The organism is Allomuricauda sp. F6463D, assembly GCF_023015965.1.
In the GTDB taxonomy this organism is placed as follows: Bacteria; Bacteroidota; Bacteroidia; order Flavobacteriales; family Flavobacteriaceae; genus Flagellimonas.
Genome location: NZ_JALKAN010000004.1, coordinates 157,837 through 163,836, shown reverse-complemented (window position 1 = coordinate 163,836; position 6,000 = coordinate 157,837). Strand labels below are relative to the sequence as shown.

Below are 6,000 nucleotides of genomic sequence, written 5' to 3'. Positions count from 1 at the left end.
GTTGATCCTGTTTTACAAGTCCCAACAAACGGTCTTCGATTCCTTTCACCTCTTTGTTCAAATGTTTGAGGTCACGTTTTAAAGACCTGTAAACATACTTGGATGGAATACCCAGAACTTCCTCTCCGTGAATCTTGTTCTTTGTAGCTGTACGCTTCTTCAGATAACTATCCATTAACCTAAAGAGCTGAAGGCACTCTGCCTGTACATCGGTCAGGGCATTGTACAGGGGAACCTTATTGGACAATGCATAATTGCAAATAGCTTTGGCATCACTCTTGTCCGTCTTTACCTTGGCAAGTTTCATCTGTATAAAACGCTTGACCGACAAAGGGTTCACTACCGATATGGCCAACCCGTTTTTGTAAAGAAACTGTGCAAGTCGATAGTGGTAATAGCCGGTCGCCTCCATGACCACAAGACTGTCTTGAGGTAATGATTTTATAAACAACCTAAAACCGGAAGAATCGTTTTTAAATCGGGAATGACCATATTCACTACCATGTACATCAAAGACATCCTTACTGATATCGACTCCGAAAGTTTCTTTATATTTATTCATAAGAAATGATTTTATGAAAGAGCAGACTACCTTGGCCACAACAACTTGAAAACGAGATCTAAGGTCTCACAGAACTGAACGTGCTTGGAGTAGTAAAAGAGAGGGGATTATCAATGTTGTCGAAGTCCGAAGCTTCACCGTATAAACTAACCTTAATTCTCTCTTTTGTTCTTTCTGATTATTACATCAATTTAATGAGAATCAAACTTAAGACGTATAAAAATAATTGCTGTTTTGATGGAGGACACATCCAAATCAATTGCAGAGGATTTAAAAGACTACTTTAAAAATTATGACTATTCTAAACCTAATAGTGACATTCAAATTATAAAGGTCGAAACAGAAAATGACCTCAAAAAGATTTATTACGGAACTGGTTTTTATATCATTCTAACTAACAAAACATTTGAGGAAAACCCGTGTCAATTTGAATATGAAAACTTGAAAGCTATTTATAGAGGACATTCATACTTTATTAAAAAACGACTTTTAAGTCATCTTTCAAATGAATATTATAACTCGACAAGAAAAAACAACGAACCGAATTACAAAGTTTGCTTAAAAATTGAAGACAAAATCAATGGAATAAATATAAATCAAGAACCTTACAAAGATTGGAAATGGATTGTAATAGTTCACAAAATGAAGAATAGCTCAAAATTAATCCGAGAACAAATGGAAAAAGCTTTCGATAACGTATTTCACAAACCTTGCAAATCAATAAAATGAAAAAATTAACCTTATTACTTTTATTCGTCTCAAATTTTATCTTCTCTCAAACATTGGTAAAAACCTATTATGACCCTTATGCCAAAACCAAATTAAAAGAAGTTTATCAAGTTAAGCCAAATACGCCGACAATAAACGGTTATTATAAACTTTACGATGAATACGGAAACTTATTGGAACATAGAAACTATACAAACAACAAACTGAATGGTAAATCAACAACTTATGTTGGAGCAAACGAGGCTTCTGTCACTTATGGCGGAGTTCAGAGTTTAGGTAAAATATCCGATATAGCTAATTACAAAAATGGCCAATTGAATGGCGAAAGGTTGAGATATAATTTTAGCGAAAACGGTAAACGGTATTTAGAATTCAGACAGACTTATAAAAATGACATTCTCGTCAGCAATATATTTTACTTTCCAAATGGTCAAAAGAAAAAAATATTGAAGATTGGGAAAAGCTTTGAGTACTACGAAAATGGGAACAAATTTGCTGAATATACATTAAATGAAAACGAACAAATTGACGGCGAATATTTAGGTTGGAGCAAATCTGGCTATTTAGAAGTAAAAGGATTTTTAGTAAATGACGAAAAAGATGGCGCTTGGATTGAATATAACGAAGACGGCACAATAAAATCAAAAGAGTTATACGAATTGGGTAAGCGAATGCAAACACCAGAAGAACAAGAAATAGCTCACCAAAAGGAAATAGCAAAAGCCAAAAAAGAAGAAGAGAAAAGAAAACTACTTGAAGAAAAACGATTGGCAGAACAAAAAGAGACCGAACGAATAAAAAGAATTGAAGAAGAAAGACTTGCTTTGACCAAAAAGGTCAATGAGCAATCGAAAGAGTTCGAGCTACAAATCAAAAACATTGAGAAATTATATGTAGTGGAAGATAAAGCTGGGTCAATGCTTTTTGACGAAACAGTTTATAAGACCAAAAAGAAACATTTGTATAATGCCTATGTCATTGCAACAAATTATGTCAAGGCTGAATTGAGAAAGACAGACGATTTGCAACAGAAAGTCGATTTGTTAACTTTGGGTATTGAGTTATCTGAAAAGATAAGCGAATTAAGAAATACGAAAAATAGAGATTTAGAGAAGAAACTAAAAAGGATTGACCAACCTTTGGAAATAATAGAAACACTCGGAGTGAAAAAATAACGAAATGCCAACAACGTATAAGCGCAATAGCGGGTAAAGTGATAAAACCAAAGAAAAGTATAATTTTAAGGTCTGTTATAAGCCAAAAAGTTAATGCGTGAAAACCGCTACTGCGCTTATACAAGACCGTTGACAATAATTATAAAGAAACATTGAGCACACAAAGAAAAATATCAGATGAAGATTGTAAAAAGCTAGCGAAAAGAATTCGCGATGACTTTTACAAACCGCTGAATACTTTAAAAATCAATATGTTCTTATGTGGAGCTGACATCTCATTGAAAGACAAATTGAGATATAAGATAGCAAATGAGTTTAAAAATTTCTGGAATTCCTATTGGTATGAAATAATATATCCAGAAGATATTTTTGATGAACTTTTATATAGTTCAAAAAGCAAAGATTTATTGTCATTAGAGAATTTACTTGCTGATAGTGTTGACGTAATATTAATGATTCCTGAAAGTCCCGGTTCTTTTGCAGAACTTGGTGCATTTGCAAACAATGAAAAATTGAGAGCAAAGATTGTATGCATAATAGATGAAAAGTATAAGAAAAATAAAAGTTTTATAAATCAAGGTCCAATAAAGTTAATTAAAAAAGCTAATAAAAGTGGAGTGCTTTTTATAGACCCAAATGATTTATCAAACGAAATGGATGAAATTAAATACGCGATTAATTTCACTAGAAAAAATAGTGCAGTAAAGACAAAATCAGTCAATCTGCTTCAATTGGACAGTTTTTTATTACCAACAATATATTTACTTGAGCCAATAAATGATTTAACATTGGGTAAAATTGTCGGAGAAGCGATAGATGATATTTCTAATTCCTTTGAAGCTACCAGAACAGCATTGACAACTCTTACAAAAAAGAAAGCTGTAGAGTTTACAATTGATGGTTATAAATTAACGGATTTAGGTCTAGAACAATTTGAAAAACTAAGAAAAATAAGTAGTAGAATAAAGGTACAAGATGAAACAGAAGCGTTAGATAAACTACGCTTAGAAATATTAAATTTTAAATTAAGAAATAGAAAAATGAAGATTTAAGAAAGTTCTTTTTAGACGCTTTTTGTTACGTTATGTAATAAAAAAAGCGAGTGAGTGTTGTTCCGACGCTCGAGTTTTAAACTTAGATACTATCATCGCAAATTTTAAGGATATCTTCGACACCTCAGATATCCTTAAATTTCACTCAACTATTGAGAAGTATAAAGAACTTTCTTTCCTTCATTCTAACAAAGAAATGGCAAAAAACGAAAACATACGATTGAATATGCTTGGACTACCAATAATCCAAACAATCGATGATTTCTCTCAAATTACACACCTTTCAAAATACACACTTTATCAATTATCAGAAAGGTCGGACTTTCATTATAAAAAATTTCCAATAAAGAAAAAATCTGGAGGTACAAGAACAATTTGTCAGCCAAGTAAAAACCTTAAAGGATTACAGGCTTGGATATTAGTAAATATTCTAAACAAACTAAAGGTTTCTGATTCTTGCAAAGGATTTGAAAAAGGAAGTTCAACAGCAGACAACGCAAGACCTCATATAAATGCTAATTGTATGCTTACAATTGATTTATCAGATTTTTTTGGAACTGTAACTGACATTCAGGTTTATAATGTATTTAAGTCAATAGGATATAATAAGCTAATATCGACAATGCTTACGAATATTTGTACTTGTGATAGTTCTTTACCACAAGGAAGTCCTTGTTCGCCGAAATTGGCTAATCTAATAACTTGGAAACTAGACAAACGTATTCAAGGTTATGTTGGAAAAAGAGGAATTACTTATACACGATACGCAGATGATTTATCTTTTTCTGGACTTCACCCTGCAAATACCATTCAAATTTTACCAGTAGTAAAAAACATTATAGAAGATGAGGGTTTTCTAATAAATCCTAAAAAAACACGAATGGCTGGAGCAAGTCGAGCAAAAAGAATAACGGGATTAGTCATCTCGAACAATAGATTTGGAATTGGAAAAACAAAATATAGACTTGTGAGGTCAAAAATATACCACCTTACAAAACCTAAAGAACAAAAAAACACAGTCTTACTAAATGAAGTAAACGGCTGGATTTCATATTTAAATAGCGTAGATAAACCGCGATATAAAAAACTTTACAAATATGTTACGGAATTAAAAAAGGCACATCCGAAAACGCTTGTGGAAAAAATAACTATTGCCAACAAAGAACTGAGGTAAAAAACAAGTAAATTCTTCTTTAATCCGAAACACTATTGTTCCAGGCCCATAGATCCATAAATCAAATTCCCCGGGCCATTTCTATGCTGTTTTTATCAAAAACTACCTTGGCAACACCGAAACATACGATTCATCGTACGGCCTGCCTGATTTCGCAATGGCAAAGGACTGTTTGAGTAGTTTGTTGGCCACTGCGATCAATGCCAGCTTCTTGCTCTTGCCCTTTGCCGTTATCCGCTCATAGATCTCCTTGCAGGCCCTGTTGTGCTTACAGGCATTGAACGAACACAGGAACAATAGGTTACGCAGTTTCCTGTTTCCCACCTTACTGATCCGGGCCCGGCCCCTGACACTGCTTCCCGATTCCCGTATCGTTGGGGTTATACCAACGTAACTACAAAGCTGTGATGCCGTTTCGAACTTACGGAAACCATCTGTAACCACAATTAAGAACAACGCTGTCTTTTGCCCTATCCCTGGTATCGATGTCAACAAGGTCAATTGTTCCTGTTGATCCCCTTTAACCAATGATAGAATTTTTGATTCGATGGCCACAACTTCTTTGTCCAACTGTTTCTTGTTGCGCACCAAGGAGCGATATACGAACTTTGATGGGACGCCCAGAACATCCTCCCCATGTATCTTGTTCTTGGTCGCGGTGCGCTGTTTCAGATAGGCATCCAATAACCGGAACAACTGTAAACACTCACTTTGGTTATCGGTCAGGGCACCGTAAAGAGGGACCTCATTGACCAGGGCATAGTCACAGATGGCCCTGGCATCGCTCTTGTCCGTTTTCACCTTGGCCAATTTCATCTGGATAAACCGCTTTATCGACAATGGGTTTACCACGGAAACGAGCACTCCATTTTTGTAAAGAAACTGCGCAAGCCTGTAATGGTAATAACCGGTGGCTTCCATAACGACCAATGAACCTTTAGGTAATTCCTTAAGGAATTTCCCGAACCCCGTTTCGTCGTTCTTATACTGGTCGTGACCTGTGTCATTACCATGTACATCAAAGACATCCTTACTGATGTCGACTCCAAAAGTTTCTTTATATTTATTCATAAGTAATGATTTATGAAAGAACTGGCTACTTCCGCTCACAACAACTTGAAAACGAGATCTAAGGTCTCACAGAACTGAACGTGCTTGGAGTAGTAAAAGAGAGAGGATTATCAATGTTGTCGAAGTCCGAAGCTTCACCGTATATACTAACCTTAATTCTCTCTTTTGTTCTTTCTGATTATTACATNTTACTGATGTCGACTCCAAAAGTTTCTTTATATTTATTCATAAGTAATG

General features: G+C 34.6%; 6 protein-coding genes. 4 read left to right on the top strand and 2 right to left on the bottom strand.

Translation table 11 applies throughout. The annotated features are described in order from the left end of the window. Positions 1 to 562, bottom strand: a 562-nt coding sequence (locus MWU56_RS15765) for an IS110 family transposase (RefSeq protein ID WP_247046037.1), incomplete at its 3' end; no start/stop codon positions are given. Between the two features lie 237 nt (positions 563 to 799). Between MWU56_RS15765 and MWU56_RS15760 the strand changes: the two genes are divergently transcribed. The 4 genes from MWU56_RS15760 (at position 800) to MWU56_RS15745 (ending at position 4,692) form a co-directional block, all read left to right on the top strand. Continuing rightward, a complete protein-coding gene (locus tag MWU56_RS15760) occupies positions 800 to 1,291 on the top strand; it encodes a hypothetical protein (RefSeq protein WP_247046035.1) in 492 nt (163 codons plus the stop codon). Next, positions 1,288 to 2,466, top strand: a complete 1,179-nt coding sequence (locus tag MWU56_RS15755) for a toxin-antitoxin system YwqK family antitoxin (protein ID WP_247046033.1) — start codon at positions 1,288 to 1,290, stop codon at positions 2,464 to 2,466. The genes MWU56_RS15760 and MWU56_RS15755 overlap by 4 nt, the downstream gene beginning before the upstream one ends. Before the next feature lie 152 nt (positions 2,467 to 2,618). Beyond that, positions 2,619 to 3,518, top strand: coding sequence for a retron St85 family effector protein (locus tag MWU56_RS15750; protein ID WP_247046031.1), 900 nt, complete (start codon positions 2,619 to 2,621; stop codon positions 3,516 to 3,518). A 196-nt stretch (positions 3,519 to 3,714) separates the two neighbouring features. Continuing rightward, positions 3,715 to 4,692, top strand: coding sequence for a retron St85 family RNA-directed DNA polymerase (locus MWU56_RS15745; RefSeq protein WP_247046029.1), 978 nt, complete (start codon positions 3,715 to 3,717; stop codon positions 4,690 to 4,692). A 102-nt stretch (positions 4,693 to 4,794) separates the two neighbouring features. On the opposite strand, the gene MWU56_RS15740 is transcribed toward MWU56_RS15745, so the two are convergent. Further along, on the bottom strand, positions 4,795 to 5,763 hold the full coding sequence (locus tag MWU56_RS15740; RefSeq protein WP_247046027.1) for an IS110 family transposase: 969 nt from the start codon (positions 5,761 to 5,763) through the stop codon (positions 4,795 to 4,797). Between the last annotated feature and the right edge of the window lie 237 nt (positions 5,764 to 6,000).